Here is a 22524-nt window from a genome sequence, read left to right on the forward strand (position 1 = left end):
TATTTCGCTATCTATTAGTTTATCCTGTAGTTTATCTAGATAAAATTAGCGCTATTTTAGTATAAAATTTTTGAAGAAACAGTATTTCAAAAAATTTATTTTTTGAATGTTATTTTTATATCCTAATAAATCATTTAAAAAATAATTTAGTTCTTGATTAATCTTAAAATAGAAGATTAATTTTAATTTTTATTATTGCAAATATATCAGAGATTATCAATTAATAGAAAGAATTAAGTTTGATTTATATATTTTAGTTTTTATATATCGAAATTAGTAGATTTTTTTTTAACTAAAAATTTTTTAAATTTAGGTGAAACCCATGTTGTAAAAACATTTTTTTCTTGAGTGATAAGACAAACAGCTAATTTTTCTTTTAATGCTAATTTTTTAGCTTTTTCAAAACCTAATATCAATAATCCTGTATCCCATCCATCTGCTTCTAAAGCTGTAGAAGAGATAACACTAACTGAAACTAAATTGTGATTTATAGGTTTTCCGTTGATTGGATCAATTAAGTGTGAAATATATTTTCCTTTAAGGTAATAGTAATTACGATAAGTACCTGCTGTACTAATTGAATTGTTCTTTAAATGTATAAGTAAATGTATCGATTTTTTTTGATCAATTGGTTTTTGAATAGCAATAATTTTAGATCTAGTTTTTTTTTCTGTTTTAACTAATACAGTTCCACCAACTGAGATAGTATAATTTTTTATTTTTTTTTTTTAGTATATATGATAAATGATCTGCAGCAAAACCTTCACCAAGAGTAGAAAGATTAATTTCTATTCCATTCATATCTTTTTCTAGAAATATTCCGAAAGCATTTTTAATAATTTTTAAATGTTGACTGCCTGAAAGATGAATTTTTTTCTTTATTTTTTTTTGAGAAGGATAATTAGTTGGCTTTTCTTCAGTACCAAAACCCCATATATTAATTAATGGACTAATTGTAATATCTAATTTTCCATTAGTTTTTTTATTAATTTTGAGAGCTGTTGAAATGATATTAAAAAAATCTTGATTTATTATTTGTGGTTGATTTTTTTTGCGTCTATTAAATTGAGATACTATAGAGTTTATTTTCCAAGATGAAAGCATATTTTCATCTTGATCTAAATATTTTTGTATTAAATTTTTTATATGTACTTTATTTTTTAAATTAGGTATTTTAACTTGCCAATATGTCCCCATGGTTTTTCCTGTTAATATTAAAATATTTTTTTTTTCTTTTTTTAAAGGTTTATCATAAAAGTTAAACATGATGAATACGATACAAAAAAAAACGACATAAATAATGTTAAAAGACATAAATAACGTATTTCTCCATATTAAAGTAGATTTTAAAAAATAAATTATAATCAAAATTATATATATTTTTTTATAATGATTATTATTATTTTTTTTGTATTTTTTTAAAAATAAAAATTTATTATTTTATGTTCTATTCTCGAATCTTGATATTAGTATAAATTTTTATATTATAGATATTAACGAGGAATGGAGTTAAATATCGATGGAGTGTATAATAAACATTTATTCGGTTACACAATATATTATAATAATATTTTTATTTGCAGATTAGATTGTAATTATGAGAAAGAAATAATGAAAAAACCAGCCATAGTATTCAGCAAAGTAATACTGATTTTGATGCTATTACTAAGTTTTGGAATGTCTTGGAGCAACATTGCTCCTACTACAAAAAATAGCACTGTTTCGAAAGAAATATCTCCTAGTTTAGCACCAATGTTAGAAAAAGTTATGCCTTCAGTAATTAGTATTAATATTGAAGGAAGTACTGTTGTACGTACCTCTCGTTTACCTCATCAATTTCAACCATTTTTTGGTGATAATTCTCCTTTTTGTCAAGAAAACTCACCATTTCGAAATTCTCCTTTTTGTCGAATTAATCCTAATTCTAACAATACAAGTGAAAAATTTCGCGCGTTAGGTTCTGGTGTCATTATTAATGCTGATAAAGGATATGCAGTAACAAATAATCATGTTATTGAACATGCAAACAAAATTCAAGTTCAATTAAGTGATGGACGTCGTTATGATGCTCAAATAATCGGAAAAGATCCACGTTCTGACATTGCTTTAATACAATTAAAAGACGCAAATAATTTAAGTGCAATAAAAATTGCTAATTCTGATGATTTGCGAGTAGGAGATTATACTGTAGCTATTGGGAATCCATACGGTCTTGGAGAAACTGTTACTTCAGGTATTATTTCAGCCTTAGGACGAAGCGGTTTAAATATTGAACATTATGAGAATTTTATTCAAACTGATGCTGCAATTAATAGAGGTAATTCTGGTGGAGCACTAGTTAATTTGAACGGTGAATTAATAGGGATTAATACTGCTATTTTAGCCCCAGACGGTGGAAATATTGGAATAGGATTCGCTATTCCTGGAAATATGGTAAAAAATTTAACCGCACAAATGGTTCAATTTGGACAAGTAAGACGAGGAGAATTAGGAATAATAGGTATGGAACTAAATTCAGATTTAGCACAAATTATGAAAATAAATGCGCAAAAAGGTACGTTTGTTAGTCGAGTTTTACCTAATTCTTCAGCATTTGAAGCAGGCATTAAAGCTGGTGATATTATAATTTCTTTAAATAAAAAACCTATTTCTAGTTTTTCATCATTACGTGCTGAAATAGGATCTTTGCCAGTTAAAACTAAAATGGAATTGGGAATATTTCGAGAAGGTAGAATTAAAAATGTTATTGTTGAATTAAAACATTCTGCAAAACATAATTTAAACCCAGAAAATAATTATATAGGAATTGAAGGTATAGATTTAAGTAACTATGTATCTAATGAACAAAAAGGTATAAAAGTAGAAAACGTAAAATTAAATACTCCGGGCTCAAAAATTGGTTTTAAAAAAGATGATATTATTATCGGAGTTAATCAAAAATTAACAACCAATTTAGAAGAATTAAAGAAAATTTTAGACACGAAACCTAAAATATTAGTTTTTAGTGTAAAAAGAGCTAATGATAATATATATCTAGTAAGTGAATAATAAATACGATTCCGCCCGAAAAAATACGGGCGGTTTTTTATTTTTTATTGTATATTTCTTAATAATTTATTAATTTCTGTTTTTTTTAATGTTTTTAAATCTACTTTTTTTACAATAATAGCGGCGTAAAGATTACAATTGCCATTTTTAGATGGTAAACTTCCAGAAACTACTACAGAATGAGCAGGTACTTTTCCGTAAAATGTTTTTCCATTTTCTCTATCATATATTTTGGTGCTTTGTCCAATAAAAACACCCATAGAAATTACAGATCCTTTTTCTATAATAACTCCTTCTACAATTTCCGAACGAGCACCAATAAAACAATCATCTTCAATAATTGTTGGATTATTTTGAAGTGGTTCTAGAACACCTCCTATACCGACACCTCCAGAGATGTGTACATTTTTACCAATTTGAGCACAGGAACCTATAGTAGACCAAGTATCTATCATTGTTCCTTGATCAATATATGCACCTATATTAATATAAGAAGGCATTATTACTGTATTATAATTAATAAATGCACCATATCTTATGGTTGCTGGTGGTACTATTCGAACTTTTTCTTTTTTAAATTTTTTTTCATCATATTTTTCATATTTTAATGGAATTTTATCATAGTAATTAGTATGGTTACCTTTTATAAAATTATTTTTTTTTATATACATATATAATAAAACCGCTTTTTTCAACCATTCATGTGTAATCCAAGTATCATCTTTTTTTTCTGAAATTCTAATTGTACCGTGATTTAATAATTCAATAACATGTGAAACAGTTTTAAAAATATCACAATCGATATTGTTAATATTAATTTCGTTTTTATTTTTATATGCTTCTTCAATTACTTTTTTTAATTCTTGCATCTTTTTATTTAACCTAATTTATTATTAATGAATAAGAAATGTTTTTTTATTATAAAAAAATTAATAGAATTTAATTTTTATTAACTAATTTTGGAGGAATATGTTCGTTTTTGCGCCATGTTAAAATATCGCATCCATACTCCGTCACCAATATAGTATGTTCATATTGAGCTGATAAAGAACGATCTTTAGTTTTTACAGTCCACCCATCTTTCATACATCTTACTTGAGCATTTCCAGAATTAATCATAGGTTCAATAGTAAAAATCATTCCTTTTTCTAAAACAATATTATTTTCTTTGTTTTTATAATGTAAAACATGAGGTTCTTCATGAAAATTACGACCTATCCCATGGCCGCAATATTCTTTCACAACAGAAAAATTATTACTTTCAACATAATTTTGAATGATTTCACCGATTTTGTATAGAGGCAGACCAGGTTTAACTATTTTTAAAGCTAAATAAAGACTTTTTTGAGCAACTTGACATAGACGTTGAGATAAAATACTGGTCTTACCTACATAAAACATTTTTGAAGTATCACCATAATAATCGTCTTTGATAATTGAAATATCTATATTAACTATATCCCCTTCTTTTAATATTTTTTTTTTGTTTGGGATTCCATGACATACTACATCATTAATAGAAATACAGATTGATTTTGGAAAGCCATGATAGCCTAAACATGCTGAAATAGCTTTTTTTTTGTAAATAATATAATCATGACAAATTTGATTAATATCCTCTGTACTTATTTTTGGTTGAATATATTCTTCTATCATTTCTAATACTTCAGCTGCTAATTTTCCAGATATTCGCATTTTTTGTATTTCTGATTTTGTTTTAATTATACAAATCATGATGTTTGACCGTTTTTTATATCAATTTTCTGAATTTAAGATATATTTAAATTATACTTTAGAATATGTTTTTTTTAGAATTTAATTATAAAACTATATAAAAAATATTAATAATTATTCGTTTTTTTAAATATAAAAAAATGATATAAATTATTTTATTTAATATATAAAAAAAATAAAAATAAAAAAATTAATGTATTGATCTTTATTTTTGTTTAAGATAATACTTATAAAATATTTAATATTTTTAAATTAGAGGTAATTATGGAAATAGTATCAATGCGCGATATGCTAAAAGCAGGAGTTCATTTTGGTCACCAAACACGTTACTGGAATCCAAAAATGAAACCTTTTATTTTTGGAACTCGTAATAGAGTACATATTATCAATTTAGAAAAAACTCTTCCGATGTTTAATTTTGCTCTTTCTGAACTGAAAAAAATTTCTTTAAGAAAAGGGAGGATATTATTTGTAGGCACTAAAAGAGCTGCTAGTAAAGGAATTAAAGAAGCTGCTATTAATTGCGAACAATTTTATGTAAATCATCGTTGGTTAGGTGGAATGTTAACAAATTGGAAAACTGTTCGACAGTCTATAAAACGCTTAAAAGATCTAGAAATAGAATCTAAAGATGGTACTTTTTCTAAGTTAACTAAGAAAGAAGCTTTAATAAGAACACGGGAATTGTATAAATTAGAAAATAGTTTAGGTGGTATCAAAAATATGGGAGGATTACCTGATTGTTTATTCGTCATTGATGCTGCACACGAAAATATTGCAATAAGAGAAGCTAATAATCTAGGCATTCCCGTATTTGCTATAGTTGACACTAATTCGAATCCCGATGGCGTAGATTACATTATACCTGGTAATGATGATGCTATTCGATCAGTAAATTTATACTTAAAATCTGTAGCGCTCATCATTTCTAAAACAAACAATCAAAATATATCAGATGAAATTTTAATCAATTCTAAAAATAATATTGATGTTCAATAGAAAAAATATATAAAATTTTATAAAAAATAACTTTATAAAGTTTTAACTTTTTTTGTGAAAAAAAGGAGAATGACATGACGAATACTAATATTGATACTCGTCTTATTAAAGAGCTGAGATCTCGTACAGGAGCTGGTTTTTTAGAATGTAAACGAGCATTATTAGAAGAAAATAAGAACATAGAATCAGCGATTGATAATTTACGAAAATCAGGAAAACTTAGTGCTGAAAAAAAAATAAATAATATTACTAATCAAGGTGCCATTTTTTCCCAGATTAAAAATAATATTGGTGTTATGCTTGAATTGAATTGTGAAACTGATTTTGTATCTAAAGATGATTTGTTTATTTCTTTAGGAAAAGATATTTTATCAAAATCATTAGAAAAAAAAATAAAAGATATTGATCAATTAAAAGATATGTTTGAATCTAAAAGAACAGATTTAGTTTTAAAAGTAGGTGAAAATATTAGTATAAGTCGTTTTTATTTTATGCAAGGTGAAAATATTGTTTCTTATCTTCATGGAATTCGAATTGGTGTTTTAGTCAGTGCGAGTCCTTTGAATGAAAGAGTATTAAAAAATATTGCAATGCATATAGCTGCAAGCAAACCAGAATATTTACATCCAGAAAATGTATCTAGTACAGTTTTCAAACGTGAATATCAAATTCAATTAGAGTTAGCGAACAATCTTAATAAACCTCCTAATCTATTAAAAAAAATTATAGATGGTAGAATGAAGAAATTTATCAATAATATCTCTTTAACTGGTCAGAATTTTATTATGGATCCTACTAAAACAGTGGGAGATATTTTAAATGAAAACAATTCATATATTATATCTTTTGTCAGATTTGAATTAGGTGAAGCTATCTTTGAGTAAATTATAAATTTAAAAAACATGTTAATATAAAATATATTTAGGTTGAGAAATATGTCTACAAATAAGAAGCTTATATATCGACGTATTTTATTAAAGATAAGTGGAGAGGTATTACAAGGAGTCAATAAATTTGGTATTGATATTAATTCTCTAAAAAGAATAGCAAAAGAAATTGAATCTATAGTTACAATTGGTGTTCAAGTAGGTTTAGTTATTGGAAGTGGTAATTTATTTCGTGGTGCAACATTGTCTGAATTAGGTCTTAATCGAGTAGTTTCTGATCATATTGGTATATTATCAACAGTTATTAACAGTTTGGCGATGAGAGATACAATAAGTTCAATTTCTTCTATTAAGACTTGTTTAATGTCTGCAATACCATTAAATGGTATTTGTGAAGTATATAGTTGTGAGCGAGCAATAAAGTTATTATCTAATAATTTCATTGTTATTTTTTCTGCGGGAACAGGTAATCCTTTTTTTACAACTGATTCAGCCGCTTGTCTACGGGGTATTGAGACGGAATCTGATATTATTTTGAAAGGTACTAAAGTTGATGGGGTGTATTCAAAAGATCCATATAAAGATGATCATGCTGTTTTATATAAAAGATTAACGTATAAAGATGTTCTTAAAAAAGAACTCAAAGTAATGGATTTAGCTGCTTTTACTCTTGCCAGAGATTATCATTTGCCAATTCGAGTTTTTAACATAAATAATCCTGGATCTTTATATCGTATTATGACAGGTGATCATGAGGGTACTCTTATTACTAGATAAATTTTTTAAAAATGTAATAAGATTTATTTTATAAAATCATATTTTATTCAATTAAGAACATATTAGATAGGTAATCATGTGATTAATCAGATCAATACAAAAACTTATGAACAAATGGAAATATGTATTCAAAGGTTCAATGATAATATTAATAATATTAAAACTGGTCGAGCATCACCAACATTACTTCACAATATTTACATTGAATATTTTGGTTCTAAAACTTCTTTACGTCAAGTATCTAATATAATAGTTGAAGATTCTCACACTCTTAAAATTAATGTTTTTGATAATTCGATTACATCGTTAATTAAAAAAGCTATTTTAAATTCAAATCTTGATTTAAATCCTATTTTACAGGGTAAAGATATATTGATACCAATACCTCCATTAACGGAAGAAAGAAGAAAAAAGTTAATTAAAGTAATTCGTAGCGATGCTGAAAGTAGTCGTATTAAAATTCGTAATATTCGAAGAGATTCAAACGATAAAATTAAGAAACTGTTTAAAAATAAAATTATTAGTGAAGATAATGAACATACTTCCCAAATTAAAATACAAATGATGACGGATGAATATATTAAAAAAATAGATTCTATTTTATCGAAAAAAGAACTAGAACTTATGAAATTTTGAAATTTTTATTTTTTAAAAAATACATTTTATGTAATAAAGTATAAATCAATAAGCTTGTATAAAAAATTTATCAATGTTTTAAATAAGAATACTTATGAAAAAAATCACGATTTTAGGATCAACTGGTTCTATTGGTATCAGCACATTATCTATTATTCAAAAAAATCGGAATTTATTTAAAGTAATTGCTTTGGTAGCTAATACAAATATTAGTATTATGTTACGACAATGTGAGTTATTTTCTCCTCATTGGGTAGCAATGAGAGATGAAAAATCTGCTAATATATTAAAGAAAGAATTAAAACGTAAAAAAATAAAAACTCAAGTTCTTTTTGGGGAAAAAGATATTTGTGCTTTAGCTTCATTAAAAGAAATAGATCAAGTAATATCTGCAATTGTTGGAATAGCAGGTTTATTACCAACATTATCTGCTATAAAAGCTGGAAAAACAATATTATTAGCTAATAAAGAATCTTTGATTACATGTGGTAATTTGTTTATGAAAGCTCTTGCTTTAAGTGGTGCTAAAATTTTTCCTATTGATAGTGAACATAATGCTATTTTTCAAGTTTTATCTTTAGAGATTCAAAAAAATTTAGGAAGAGCTAGCTTAAAAAAAAACGGCATTAAACATCTTATTTTAACTGGTTCTGGTGGACCATTTTACAAATTTTCTGCATCTGATTTATCTAATGTAACTCCGGCTCAAGCATGTTCTCATCCAAATTGGTCTATGGGGAAAAAAATTTCTGTAGATTCAGCAACTATGATGAATAAAGGTTTAGAATATGCTGAAGCAAGATGGTTATTTAATGCATCAAAATCAGAAATTAAAATTTTAATTCATCCAGAATCAATTATTCATTCTATGGTGCAATTTTGTGACGGTGCTTTATTAGCACAATTATCAGTACCCGATATAAGAATTTCTATTTCATATGCAATGTCTTGGCCTAATCGTATTCATACAGATGTTAGCTGTTTAAATTTTTCTCAAACAAATAATCTATCTTTTTTTGAACCTGATTTCATTCAATTTCCATGCTTAAAATTAGCTATTGATTCTTTTTCTCAAGGTCAATCTTCTATGACTGTTTTAAATGCTACGAATGAAGTTGCTGTATCAGCTTTTCTTCATTCTAGAATTTCCTTTACTCAAATTTACGAGATAAATATGGAAGTATTAATGTGTAGCTCTTTTTCAGAACCTAATTGTATTGAAGATATTCTAGAAATTGATAGAAAAACAAGAATATTAGCTAAAAATAAAGTCTTATCTTTGAATTTTTAAATATGTATTTTTTTGATACACTAATTTATTTAATAATTTCCTTTAGAATATTTGAAGAAAATTTTATTTTTTTAAGAGAGATATATAGGTACTATGGAGTATAAATCTTTATCAGAATATACTAAACAAGATTACAAAAATATTCCTCGTCATGTAGCAATCATTATGGATGGAAATGGAAGATGGGCTAATAAACAGGGTAAAATGCGTATTTTAGGTCATAAAGAAGGTTTTAAAGCGGTAAAAAAAGCAATAAAATTTTCTATTATAAATAACTTAAAAGTATTAACACTATACGCTTTTAGTAGTGAAAACTGGAACCGTCCGTTATTGGAAATTGAATCGTTAATGGAATTGTTTTCCTTTTCATTAGATAGTGAAATCAAAAATTTCAAAAAATATAATATTCAATTTAAAGTTATTGGTGATATAACATATTTTAATAAAAAATTACAAAATAGTATTTGTAATGCAGAACAAAAAACCGTAAACAATAGTGGTCTAATTTTAAATATAGCTGCAAATTATGGTGGAAGATGGGATATTATCCAAAGTGTTAAGAAAATCATTAAAAAGGTTCAAAAAGGAATTTTAGATGCAAATAAAATTACAGAAAACACTCTTTCTCAATATTTATCTACTAGTAAATTTCTTCCGGTAGATTTAGTTATTAGAACAGGAGGAGAAAAAAGAATTAGTAATTTTTTATTATGGCAAATAGCTTATTCTGAATTGTATTTTACTGATGTTTTATGGCCTGATTTTAACCAATATATTTTTCAAGATGCCATAAAATCTTTTGCGTCTCGTGAACGTCGTTTTGGGGGATTTAAAAAATATTAGAAATGCTACATTTTTATATTATTAGTATTTTTAAGCAAATAAAATTTTAATTCATATTAAACAATGCCGCTTCAATCTATTTAAAAAAAATATAAATAATTAGGTGTCTTTTTAATTTTATTCTTATTATGATTACTTATAATTTGTAATTTTTATTTAATAAATTTTAAAAAACAAGAAATTTATTGCAGGAATAATTATAACAACAATGTTAATTAAAAATTTTTTCATGGCTTTTTTGATATTTTTTAGTGTAGCAGTTTATGCAAACAATACATTGATTGTACAAGATATTCAGTTCAAAGGATTGAAGAATTTCTCACAAAATGAAGCGTTAAAAAATGTTGTTTTTAGTATCGGAAGTGAAATATCTCAATATGATATAAAAAACAGCATTAGATCTTTGTTTAAAACGGGAAGATTTGAAGATATCAAAGTAGTTCTTTCAAAAAAAACTGTTATCTTTAATATTAAAGAAAGACCTATTATTTTGGGTCTTATGATTTCTGGGAATCATATTGTTAAAAAATCTATTTTAGATGAATTTTTAAAAAAATTAAATATCGAAAAAAAAAGACCATTCAATGACTTTTTTATTAATATATTTATTAAAAAAATAGAGGATTTTTATTATGATCTTGGAAGATATAAATCAAGTGTTAAAATATTAAAAGTATTTTTAAAAAATAATACTGTTAATTTAAAAATAGTCATTAATGAAGGTATTCCAATAAAAATTAATAATATTAAAATATTTGGTATTCAAGATTTTTCTAAAGAAAAAATTTTTTCATTATTAAGATTAAAACATCATCATTCTTGGTGGAATTTTTTAGATAAATGTATTTACTCTCCAAAAGAATTAAATAATGATTTAGAACATTTAAAACATTTTTATTTGAGTCATGGATATTTTTATTTTAATATAAATGATACAAAAGTAGATTTTTTAGAAGACACAAATAAAGTAGATATTACAATAAATATTTCTGAAGGTAAAAAGTATAGAATTTCAAATTTTTTTGTAAATGGCGATTTATTTCCATACAAAAAATTAATTTTAAATTTAATTAAAATTGATCCTTATGAATTTTATAATAAAGAAAAAATTAATTTTATAGTACAAAAAATAATCAGATGTTTATCTGAACTTGGATATATTGACGCCAAAGTAATAGTTGATCCAAAAATTAATCATGAAAAAAAAACAATAATTTTAGATTTTAATATTGATATTCAAAAACGTTTTTTTGTAAAAAGAATTCATTTTCTAGGAAATCAAATAACTCAAGATAAGGTTTTACGACGTAAAATTAAACAAATGGAAGGTAAATATTTTAATATAAAATTGGTAGAATTAGGTAAAAAATTATTAGAAAAAACAAAATATTTTAGTAATGTTGAAATTATTAAAACAATAAACTCTAATGAATTAAATCAAATTGACATTATATACAAAGTTAAAGAACAAACTACTGGTTCTATAAATTTTGGTTTAGGATACGGTATCGATAGTGGTGTAAGTTTTAATATTTCTTTTTCTCAAGACAATATATTAGGATCTGGAAATTCTTTAAAATCCAGTATTATTAAAAACGAAAATCAAAAATATGCTGATATATCAATAAGTTATCCATATTTTTTTTCTGATAGTATAGATTTAAATACTAGATTTTTTTATAATGATTTTAAATATAATTTTAATAGTATTTCAAATCTTATTAAAAAGAACTATGGTTTTGAAAGTAATTTAGGATTTTTAATCAATGAATCTCATAAAATAAACTTTGGATTTGGATATATTCACAACGGCATTAACAATAAAGAAAAAAGAATAGAAGCTCCTCTATCAACAAAAAAATCGTTAGATACATTTTTCATAAAAAATAGTTTAGTAGATGATTTTACTATAAATTATTCTTGGATATATAATAATTTAGACTACCTTTATTTCCCTACTTCTGGTAATCAGATTTATATTAGTGGAAAAAGTACTGTTCCTGGTTCTGATAATAATTTCTATAAAGTAATATTAGATAGTGAGCAATATATTCCATTAAATAAAGAAAAAAGTTTTATATTTTTAAGTCATATTCACTTGGGAATAGGAAATATTTTTAATAAAGAAAAACTTCCTTTTTATGAGAATTTCTATGCTAGTAGCGAAAATAATATTCGTGGTTTTCGTTTAAATACTATCGGTCCTAAAACAATTGATGACAGTACTAATTTAGAAGGCTGTGTTGGATATAAAAACAATAATTTATGTGAATCAATTGATTCTATTGGTGGAAACTTAACTTTAGTTAGTAATTTAGAACTTATTATACCTCTGCCTTTCTTAGATAATAAATATTCTGAACTTCTTCGTGCTTCTTTGTTTTTAGATGCTGGTAATATTTGGGACACGCAATCTGATAATACTAAAAATATTAATTTATTTCAATTTTTACAAGATAATATATTAAATGATATTTATTCATCAGCTGGTCTTTCATTACAGTGGTTTTCTCCTATTGGTCCTTTAGTTTTTTCTTACAGCATTCCCATTCAAAAAAATAAAAATTATCAGTTAGAACAATTTCAATTTAATATAGGAAAAAATTGGTAGTTTTGAATATAAATTATGGGAAAATTGTTTAACATATGCAATTATAAAGCAATAAAATTTTGTGATTTTTTATTTTAAATCAATAATTCAAGTTTAAATTTAATATAGATTTTTTGAAATATGATATTGATAATAATAAAGTATATACAATAAGGTAAATATTTTGAATATTATAAATAATACATTCAATATTAAAAAAATTTTAAAAATTTTACCTCATCGTTATCCTTTCATACTAATTGATCGAGTTTTAAATTTTGAAAAATTTAAATTTTTACAAGCAATAAAAAATTGCACTATAAATGAACCGTTTTTTCAAGGTCATTTTATAGATGAACCAGTTTTTCCTGGTGTATTGATTATTGAATCTATGGCTCAAGCCGCAAGCATTCTAATATATAAAAGTACAGGACAATTAAATATAAATAAATTTTATTATTTTGTAGGTATAGATAATACTCGTTTTAAAAAAATAGTTATTCCTGGTGATCAAATATTTATAGAAGTAATAATTTTAAAATCTAATAAAAATCTTTTAATTTTTAAAAATATAGCTGTAGTCAATAATAATATCGTTTGTAAATCTAATATTATTTTTGCTAAAAAATATTCATTTTGAAAACATATATCCATATATACATTCCGGAAAATATATGAATGAACCAAAATTTATTCATCTTCATGTACATAGTGATTATTCGATTATTGATGGATTGTCAAAACCTGAAGAATTAGTCAAAAAAGCAGCATTTTTAAATATGCCTGCTATTGCAATAACTGATTATTGCAATTTATATGGTGTAATTAAATTTTATAACATAGCGCATAAAGTGGGTTTAAAGCCTATTATCGGTATTACAGTAAAATTTTTTTCTGATTTAATTAATAACGAGTTAACAAAATTAACTTTATTAGCCTCTACTCAAGAAGGCTATAAAAATTTAATATTATTAATTTCTTATGCACATCAAAAAGGATATATTAATAATAACGAGGTTACTATTGAAAAAAAGTGGTTGTCAGAAATCAATAAAGGATTAATATTACTTTCTGGAGGTCCTCAAGGTGAACTTGGAAAAGTTTTGCTTCATGGTCAATCCTCATTAACATTTAATTGTTTATCGTTTTATCAGAAATATTTTCCTGATTCTTACTATTTAGAATTATTTCGTACAAACCGAAATAATGAAGAGACATATTTAGATTTAGCTATAGATTTATCTTTATCTACAGGAATTCCTGTTGTTGCGACTAATGATGTTTGTTTCTTAAATAAAGAAGATTTTAAAGTTCATAAAATTAGAATTGCTATTAATGAAGGTGAAACATTACAAAATTCAAAAATTCAAAATAATTATAGTAATCAACAATTTTTAAAAAGTACAAAAGAAATGTGTGATCTTTTTTCAGATATTCCAGAAGCACTTATTAATAGTGTAGAAATTGCGAAACGTTGTAATGTTTTCATATCTTCTGGAAAGTATTTTTTACCACAGTTTCCAACTGGAGAAATTAGTGTTGAAAATTATTTAATTGCACAAGCATATAGAGGCATAAAAAAACGTTTAAGTCTTTGGTGCTTAGATAATAAAAAATATAAAAGTATTTATAATCAATATAAAAATCGTCTAGATATGGAATTAAATGTAATTAATAAAATGGGTTTTCCTGGATATTTTTTGATTGTTATGGAATTTATACAATGGGCAAAAGATAATAGTATTCCAGTAGGTCCAGGACGGGGTTCTGGTGCAGGTTCTCTTGTAGCCTATGCTTTGAATATTACAGAAGTTGATCCGTTATCTTTTAATCTTTTATTCGAAAGATTTTTGAATCCAGAGCGTATTTCAATGCCTGATTTTGATATTGATTTTTGTATGGAAAAACGTGACAAAGTAATTGATCATGTTTCAGATATATATGGTAGAAATGCGGTAGCGCAAATTATTACTTTTGGAACATTAACAGCAAAAGCTGTTATTAGAGATGTAGGTCGAGTTTTAGGATATCCATACGGATTTATCAATAAACTGTCTAAGTTAGTACCTTTAGATCCCGGTATAACTTTGAATGAAGCTTTTTCTAAAGAATCTGAATTATCTAATCTTTATAAAAATAATGAAGATGTTAAAATTTTAATTGATATTGCTAAAAAATTAGAAGGAACAAATAGAAATGTTGGTAAACATGCAGGTGGTGTAGTTATTTCTCCTACTAAAATTACTGATTTTTGTCCATTATATTGTGATGAAAAAGGGGATAATCCAGTAACTCAATTTGATAAAAATGATATAGAATATGTAGGATTAGTAAAATTTGATTTTCTTGGTTTACGTACACTTACGATTATTAGTTATGCAGTTGAAATGATTAATATAAAATTAAAGTTTAATAAAAAAAACTTAATAAATATTAATTTAATTCCTCTTGATGATATTGCATCTTTTGATTTATTAAAAAAATCTGAAACTACTGGTGTATTCCAATTAGAATCCTATGGCATGAAAGATTTAATCAAAAGATTACAACCTGACTGTTTTGAAGATATTATTGCTTTAGTAGCACTTTTTAGACCAGGTCCTCTACAGTCTGGGATGGTTGATAATTTTATTAATCGAAAACACGGGCGTGAAAATATTTCATATCCTGATCATAAATGGCAACATGTATTATTAAAACCTATATTAGAATCAACGTATGGTATTATATTATACCAAGAACAAGTCATGCAAATAGCACAGGTTTTAGCAGGTTATACACTTGGAAGTGCAGATATTTTAAGACGAGCAATGAGTAAAAAGAATTTGAAAGATATGTCAAAACAACGTGCTATTTTTGAATCAGGAGCTTTAAAGAATGGTATTGACAAAAAATTATCAATAAAAATTTTTGATTTATTAGAAAAATTTGCAGGATATGGTTTTAATAAATCTCATTCTGTTGCTTATGCTTTAGTTTCGTATCAAACATTATGGTTAAAAGCACATTATCCTGCTGAATTTATAGCTGCAGCTATGACATCTGATATAGATAATACAGAAAAACTTGTTATTTTAGTTAATGAATCTTTTAATATGAGAGTAAAAATTATACCACCAAATATCAATATAAGTAAATATGAATTTTATGTGAATCATGAAAGTAATATAGTTTATGGTATTGGTGCTATTAAAGGTATAGGAGAAAACTCAGTACGAGATCTTATCCGAGAACGTGAGAAAAATGGATTGTTTCATGATTTATTTGATCTTTGTATGAGAATGGATTCTAATAAGATAACTCGTAGAGTCTTAGAAAAATTAATTATGTCTGGTAGTTGTGACTGTTTTAATACAAATAGAAATTATTTGCTTAAATCAATTGATGATGCTATAAATGCATCAAAAGAATCTTTTAGAACAAAATTTTTTAAACAAGAAAGTCTTTTCGGTGTCTTTAAAAATCAATTAAATCAAGTGAAGAAAAATAATTTTGTTAATCTTTCTTGTTCTGAAAAAAATAAATTAGAAAATGAATATCAAGTATTAGGATTTTATCTTACAGGACATCCTATTGATCAATATGTAAAAGAACTAAAAAATTATGTGAATGGTATGACATTGTCACAATTAAAATTTGCTGAGAAAAGAAAGGAATTTTTAGTTGTAGGAATTATAGTTTCTATTAAAATTAAAACTACTAAAAATAAGAATCGAATAGCTATTTTAACATTAGATGATAATACTGGTCGTTTAGAAGTCTTAATTTTTACAGCTTTATTAGATATATATGAATCTCTTTTAAAAATAAATAAACTTTTATTTGTAAAAGGAGTTTTAAACATTAGTTTTATTAACAAATATATTAATATGACGGCTCATGATCTTATGAGCTTAAGTATGGTAAGAGACAAAAACATACATAAACTAACAATTATATTAAGTGAAGATAAAAAAGATACATCTTTTTTAAAAAAATTGTATCAATGTTTAGATAAACAACCTAAAGGAAATGTGCCCGTTTGTATTTCTTATAATAAAAAAAGAGTATGTTTAAATTTAACATTGAATCAAAAGTGGTTTGTTATAATTACCGACGATTTTTTAAATGAATTAAAATTACTAGTAGGATCAAAAAAAATAAAATTAGAATACGCTTAAAAAAATACCTTAAATAATTTATATAAAATATTTTAAAGATAATATCTTATATTAAAAATATAAAAAATAAGTAGATTTTATAAAATAATATTTTTAATCAAATTTTTTAAAAAAAATTTGATTAATAATATTTTTAAAAAAACATTTTTTTATTAATTAATGAAATTTTATAGAAATTTTTATTTTTTTAGTCTTTGTATCATGAAATTTATTATATCTTTTATATTGATTAGAATTTTTTTCTTATTTTTTCTTTCACAATATTCAACGTTATTATTTTCAATTGAACGTCTACTAATAATAATTTGATGAGGAATGCCTATTAAATCCATTTCATTAAACATAACTCCTGGTCGTTCATATCTATCATCTAATATAATGTCTATTCCTATTTTTTTAAAATTTTGATATAAAATATTTGCTATTTTTTTTATTTTTTTAGATTTTTCCATATCTATAGGTAAAATAACTACTTCAAAAGGGGCAATAGAATTTGGCCAGATAATACCATTTTCATCATGATTTTGTTCAATTACGGCTGCTACGATTCGTGTTATTCCTATTCCATAACATCCCATATATAAATTTCTTGGATTGCCATCTTTAGTCTTAAAAGATGTTTTCATTATTCTAGAATATTTTTGTCCAAGTTGAAATATATGACCAATTTCAATACTTTTTTTAATATTTAAACATCCTATACCATGAGGACTTAAATCGTCTTCTGTTACTTTTCTAATATCTTTAATAACTGGAATAGGTAAATCAATATTCCAATTTACATTTATAAAGAAATGTTTATCAATATTTGAACCAATAGTAAAATCTTTCATTGTATATGTGGATATATCGGCAATAATCGGAATTTTTAACCCATAGGGACCTAAGAATTTTTTTTTAACTCCTATCAATGCAATAGTTTCTTTTTCATCTAAAAACACTAAAGGTTTTTTTAAGATATCGATCTTTTCTATTTTAAATAAATTTAATTCATGATCTCCACGTATTAATAATGCAGCTATTGAAGTAATATTTTTTATTTTTGTTTTCACTAAAAAAGTTTTAATTTGATTTTTTAATGGTGTATTTAATTTTTCAGAAATTATTATAGATTTTTTACTTTTTGCTTTATCTTTAACAATTTCATATTGATCTTTTTTTTTAAAAAAATTAATCGTTTCTATAGATTCAGCCATATTAATATTTGAAGCATATGTTTTATCGTCAGAAAAAACTATTTCATCTTCTCCATTGTTAGAAAAAGCTTGAAACTCATGAGAGATATTGCCTCCCATAGAACCTGATTCAGCTTTTACTATACAAAAATCTAATTTCATTTTTTTAAATATTTTTATATAACTGTCACGAAATTTATTATAAGTATCCTCTAAACAATTTTGGTTGATATGAAAAGAGTAAGCATCTTTCATCATAAATTCACGTGTTCTAATTATTCCAAAACGAGGTCGTGTTTCGTCTCTAAATTTTGTTTGTATTTGATATAGAATTAAAGGAAGTTCTTTATATGAATGAATTTTAGAGCCAATAAAATTTGTAATAACTTCTTCATTAGTAGGACCTAAAATAAATTGGTTGTTACGGCGGTCCGAAAATTTTAATAATTCTTCTCCGTATATATTTAATCTTCCACTTTCTTTCCATAAATATTCAGGTTGTACAATAGGCATTAATATTTCTAATGCATTTATTTTTTTCATTTCTTTTTTGATAATTTTTTTTATTTTTTTTAGCACTCTAATTCCAGTTGGAAGCCAAATATATAAACCTGATGAAATTTTTCTAATCATTCCACTTCTTAACATTAGTTGATGGCTAATAATTTTTGCATCATAAGGTATATCTTTTAAAGTTGATAATAAGTATTGACTTGTAAGCATTTTTTGAGGTCTCAAAAAAATTTTTTAATAGTAAATGTAATTTTATTATATAATAATAACTTGTCTTGAATAATTTATTTCAAATTAATATATTTAAAAAATATAAATATATATAATATTTTAATTAGCGTGAATATTATATATTTTTAAAAAACTCAATATGAATATATTATATCGATTTTTAAGAAAATTGATTTATAGTCTAATTATATTTTTAATAAAATTAACTTGTTTTTTTTTTAATACAGAGGTTTAATAAATTTTTTATCTATAAAAAAATGGTTAAAAATATTTATAATGAACGATAATATTAGTGAGGAAAAAACAGAAAATCCCACCGAGCATCGTGTTAGAAAATTTCGCAAAAAAGGAAAAACAAGATATTCTAGAGAACTGAATTCTTTATTTATTTTATTAGTAGGATTTATAAATTTATGGTGGTATAGAGATTTAATTATTTTTAATCTCGGTAAAATAATGTGTAATAGTTTTGATTTCAATAAAAATGATTTTTTAAATGAAAACAGTACTTTACTAGAAATATTTATATCTTTAAAAAATATATTTTTTATTTTTTTTCCATTTTTATTATCTTTATTAATTGTAATTATAATACCTCCTATACTTTTTAGTGGTATTGAGTTAAATTTTAAATCATTAAAATTTAATTTTGCAAAATTAAATCCTTTTGATGGTTTAAAGAGAATGTTTTCTGTGCAAATAATAGCAGAACTTATAAAGATAATATTAAAGTTATTTATAGTTAGTAGTATATCTTTTTGGTATTTGTCAATTTCTTTTTCTGAAATACTCTTTTTAATTAAAGAAAGTTATATATCTGCATTATCACATGGATGTAATATAATTTTTTCTTGTTGTTTTTTAATTATATTTGGATTAGCGCCTATTGTTTTTTTAGATATTATTTGGCAACAATTCAACTACTATAAAAAAATAAAAATGACTCGTCAAGAAATCAAAGATGAATTAAGAGAGAAAGAAGGAAATCCAAATATTAAAATACGTATCCGTCGAGCAATGAAGGCTGCTATGCGCAGAAAAATGATTTCAGATATTCCTACAGCCGATGTAATTATAACTAATCCTATACATTATTCCATTGCACTGAAATATGATGAAAGAAAAATGAATGCGCCTAAAGTAATAGGTAAAGGTATAGGTGAAATGGCTATTAAAATACAACATTTAGCTCTCAAAAATAATATCTCTATTATTTCAGCACCATCATTAGCTCGTTCATTATACCGTTATTCTGAAATAGGACAATATATTCCCAGTCCTCTTTACAAGGCTGTTGCAGAAGTTTTAGCATGGGTTTGGAAAGTACGAAAATGGAAAAAAGACGGTGGTATTTTCCCTGAAAAACCTAGAAATATATCGGTTCCGTCAGAATTAATTTTTACAGGAGAACATAAAACTAATGATTAACTTTTCTTCTTTTTTTCGTATTATAAAAAGTTTAAAAACAACTCAATGGCAAATACTTGCGGGTCCAATACTTATTTTAATGATTTTGTCAATGATGGTTTTACCGTTAGCACCTTTTGTTTTAGATGTTTTCTTTACTTTTAATATCGCATTATCAATAATAATTTTACTTGTTTCTATGTTTACTCGTCATACTTTAGAGTTTACTGCTTTTCCAACTATTTTACTTTTCTCTACATTATTACGTTTAGCTTTAAATGTGGCTTCTACTCGTATTATTTTTTTAAGAGGTCATACTGGAGCAGATTCAGCAGGAAGAGTAATTGAATCATTTGGACATTTTTTAGTAGGTGGAAATTTTGCTATTGGAATAGTTGTATTTATAATCTTAGTAATTATTAATTTCATTGTTATTACTAAAGGAGCTAGCAGAATAGCAGAAGTTGGAGCACGATTTATATTAGATGCTATGCCTGGGAAACAAATGGCAATTGATGCTGATTTAAATGCAGGTTTGATTGGTGAAGAAAAAGCTAAAAAACGTCGCATAAAAATAACACAAGAAGCTGATTTTTATGGGTCGATGGATGGTGCTAGTAAATTTGTACGTGGAGATGCAATCGCTGGCATTTTAATAATGATTATTAATATTTTTGGAGGTTTAATTATTGGTTTAATACAGCATCATATGCTGTTAAATAAAGCTGTAGAAGTCTATACACTGTTAACTATTGGAGACGGTTTAGTTGCTCAAATTCCAGCTTTGGTTATTTCTACTGCAGCAGGAGTTATCGTAACACGTGTTAGTAGTAATCAGAACGTTGGGGAACAAATGGTTAGTCAATTGTTTTATAATCCTCAAGTTATTTTATTAAGTGCAATTGTTTTAGGTGTTCTTGGTTTAGTACCAGGCATGCCAAATATTATATTTTTAGTTTTTACAGTTTTATTGTTTATCTTGTCTTGGTGGTCATATGAAAAAAAATATAATCTAGAAAGTAATTTTTTAGGTTCTGATAAAAAATATAAATTAATACATGATTCAATTTTAGAAGCATCTTGGAATGATGTTGAACTAGAAGACCCGATTAGAATAGAAATAGGTTATAAATTAACACCAATGACTGATGTTAATCAAAAAGGTGACTTATTAGATAGGATTCGTATAGTTCGAAAAAAAATTGCTCAAGAAATTGGATTTTTACCTCCGTTAGTGCGTATTAAAAATAATATGAATTTATCAGGAAATATTTATCGTATTTTTATCAAAGGAGTAGAAGTAGGTAGTGGAAAATGTTTTTATGGACGTTTTATGGCTATTCATTCAGGTAGAGAAACAGAACCTTTGCCTTTTGAAAAAATACATGAACCAACTTTTGGTTTATCTGGTTATTGGATTGATGAAGAATTTAGAAATACAGCTCAAAAAAAAGGTTATTCTGTTATAGAATCTAGTGTTGTAATTTCAACACATTTAAATTTTTTAATTACTAATCATATTGATGAATTATTTGGTCGCCAAGAAGCTCAACAATTATTAGAACATGTTGGTATGGGAATGCCAAAATTAACTGAAGATTTAATTCCAAATATAATTAATTTAACAGTTCTTCATAAAGTTCTTAAAAACTTATTATTAGAACATGTTCCGATTCGTGATATGAGAACTATTTTAGAAACATTATCAGAGTGTGCAGACACTCAAAAAGATCCAAATGAATTAACTAGTATTGTACGTATTGCATTACGCAAAATTATTATACAGAAATTATTTAATCAAAATAGTATAATTGAAATAATAGGATTAGAATCAAATTTAGAACAATTATTATTAAATAGTTTAAAATCAGGAACTAATACGATAGAACCTACTTTATCTGAAAATTTATTAATAAAAACAAAAGAAGCTATTAAAAAACAATTATTAATAGGTTCTCCTCTTGTATTATTAGTGACTCATCCCTTACGATATTTTTTATCAAAATTTTTGCGAAACAGTTTTCCAGAATTAACTGTTTTATCTCAATTTGAAATTGCAGATGTTAAAAAAATAAAAATGACTAATATTATTGGTATGTAAAAAACTATAGAATTATTTTATTTATATTTTCTTTATGCAGATTGGTGTGGTAGTAAGTAGTGCATATTAAGTACTATATTATTTCCTCACCTCGCTGAAATTATCAGGATAAATGTAACTTAAATTGTGTAT

Annotated in this window: 15 protein-coding genes and 1 pseudogene; 12 read left to right on the forward strand and 4 right to left on the reverse strand. The window is 24.9% G+C overall.

The window, feature by feature from the left end:
• Positions 1–260: 260 nt before the first annotated feature.
• Positions 261–1314: pseudogene (locus BAKON_RS03340) on the reverse strand (FAD:protein FMN transferase).
• Between the two features lie 297 nt (positions 1315–1611).
• On the opposite strand from BAKON_RS03340, the gene degP reads away from it, so the two are divergent.
• Positions 1612–3048, forward strand: coding sequence for a serine endoprotease DegP (gene degP / locus BAKON_RS01160; RefSeq protein ID WP_014499384.1), 1437 nt, complete (start codon positions 1612–1614; stop codon positions 3046–3048).
• A gap of 44 nt (positions 3049–3092) precedes the next feature.
• On the opposite strand, the gene dapD is transcribed toward degP, so the two are convergent.
• Positions 3093–3917, reverse strand: coding sequence for a 2,3,4,5-tetrahydropyridine-2,6-dicarboxylate N-succinyltransferase (dapD, locus tag BAKON_RS01165; RefSeq protein ID WP_014499385.1), 825 nt, complete (start codon positions 3915–3917; stop codon positions 3093–3095).
• A 70-nt stretch (positions 3918–3987) separates the two neighbouring features.
• The gene (gene map / locus BAKON_RS01170; RefSeq protein ID WP_014499386.1) at positions 3988–4782 is read right to left on the reverse strand and encodes a type I methionyl aminopeptidase; all 795 of its coding nucleotides are present in this window, start codon (positions 4780–4782) and stop codon (positions 3988–3990) included.
• Positions 4783–5046: 264 nt separating this feature from the next.
• Between map and rpsB the strand changes: the two genes are divergently transcribed.
• From rpsB to dnaE, 9 genes are all read left to right on the forward strand, one after another.
• Positions 5047–5781, forward strand: a complete 735-nt coding sequence (gene rpsB / locus BAKON_RS01175) for a 30S ribosomal protein S2 (protein WP_014499387.1) — start codon at positions 5047–5049, stop codon at positions 5779–5781.
• A 74-nt stretch (positions 5782–5855) separates the two neighbouring features.
• Complete coding sequence (tsf, locus tag BAKON_RS01180) at positions 5856–6665, forward strand: translation elongation factor Ts (RefSeq protein ID WP_014499388.1); 810 nt, start codon at positions 5856–5858, stop codon at positions 6663–6665.
• A gap of 51 nt (positions 6666–6716) precedes the next feature.
• Entirely contained in the window at positions 6717–7445 is a 729-nt protein-coding gene (gene pyrH, locus BAKON_RS01185; RefSeq protein WP_014499389.1) for a UMP kinase, read from the forward strand.
• Positions 7446–7523: 78 nt separating this feature from the next.
• On the forward strand, positions 7524–8081 hold the full coding sequence (gene frr / locus BAKON_RS01190; protein ID WP_014499390.1) for a ribosome recycling factor: 558 nt from the start codon (positions 7524–7526) through the stop codon (positions 8079–8081).
• A 94-nt stretch (positions 8082–8175) separates the two neighbouring features.
• A complete protein-coding gene (gene ispC / locus BAKON_RS01195; RefSeq protein WP_014499391.1) occupies positions 8176–9372 on the forward strand; it encodes a 1-deoxy-D-xylulose-5-phosphate reductoisomerase in 1197 nt (398 codons plus the stop codon).
• Positions 9373–9465: 93 nt separating this feature from the next.
• Complete coding sequence (uppS, locus tag BAKON_RS01200; protein WP_014499392.1) at positions 9466–10215, forward strand: polyprenyl diphosphate synthase; 750 nt, start codon at positions 9466–9468, stop codon at positions 10213–10215.
• A gap of 208 nt (positions 10216–10423) precedes the next feature.
• Positions 10424–12826 (forward strand): outer membrane protein assembly factor BamA, encoded by a 2403-nt coding sequence (gene bamA / locus BAKON_RS01205; protein WP_014499393.1) that lies wholly within the window; start codon positions 10424–10426, stop codon positions 12824–12826.
• A gap of 163 nt (positions 12827–12989) precedes the next feature.
• On the forward strand, positions 12990–13445 hold the full coding sequence (gene fabZ / locus BAKON_RS01210; RefSeq protein ID WP_014499394.1) for a 3-hydroxyacyl-ACP dehydratase FabZ: 456 nt from the start codon (positions 12990–12992) through the stop codon (positions 13443–13445).
• 34 nt (positions 13446–13479) lie between these two features.
• A complete protein-coding gene (dnaE, locus tag BAKON_RS01215) occupies positions 13480–16965 on the forward strand; it encodes a DNA polymerase III subunit alpha (RefSeq protein WP_014499395.1) in 3486 nt (1161 codons plus the stop codon).
• Between the two features lie 179 nt (positions 16966–17144).
• On the opposite strand, the gene BAKON_RS01220 is transcribed toward dnaE, so the two are convergent.
• Entirely contained in the window at positions 17145–18863 is a 1719-nt protein-coding gene (locus tag BAKON_RS01220) for a proline--tRNA ligase (RefSeq protein WP_014499396.1), read from the reverse strand.
• 297 nt (positions 18864–19160) lie between these two features.
• Between BAKON_RS01220 and flhB the strand changes: the two genes are divergently transcribed.
• Together flhB and flhA are read left to right on the forward strand one after the other, a co-directional pair.
• On the forward strand, positions 19161–20312 hold the full coding sequence (gene flhB / locus BAKON_RS01225; protein WP_014499397.1) for a flagellar biosynthesis protein FlhB: 1152 nt from the start codon (positions 19161–19163) through the stop codon (positions 20310–20312).
• Complete coding sequence (gene flhA, locus BAKON_RS01230) at positions 20305–22392, forward strand: flagellar biosynthesis protein FlhA (RefSeq protein ID WP_014499398.1); 2088 nt, start codon at positions 20305–20307, stop codon at positions 22390–22392. The genes flhB and flhA overlap by 8 nt, the downstream gene beginning before the upstream one ends.
• Positions 22393–22524: the final 132 nt, after the last annotated feature.

Source organism: Buchnera aphidicola str. Ak (Acyrthosiphon kondoi), assembly GCF_000225445.1.
Lineage (GTDB): Bacteria > Pseudomonadota > Gammaproteobacteria > Enterobacterales > Enterobacteriaceae > Buchnera > Buchnera aphidicola_A.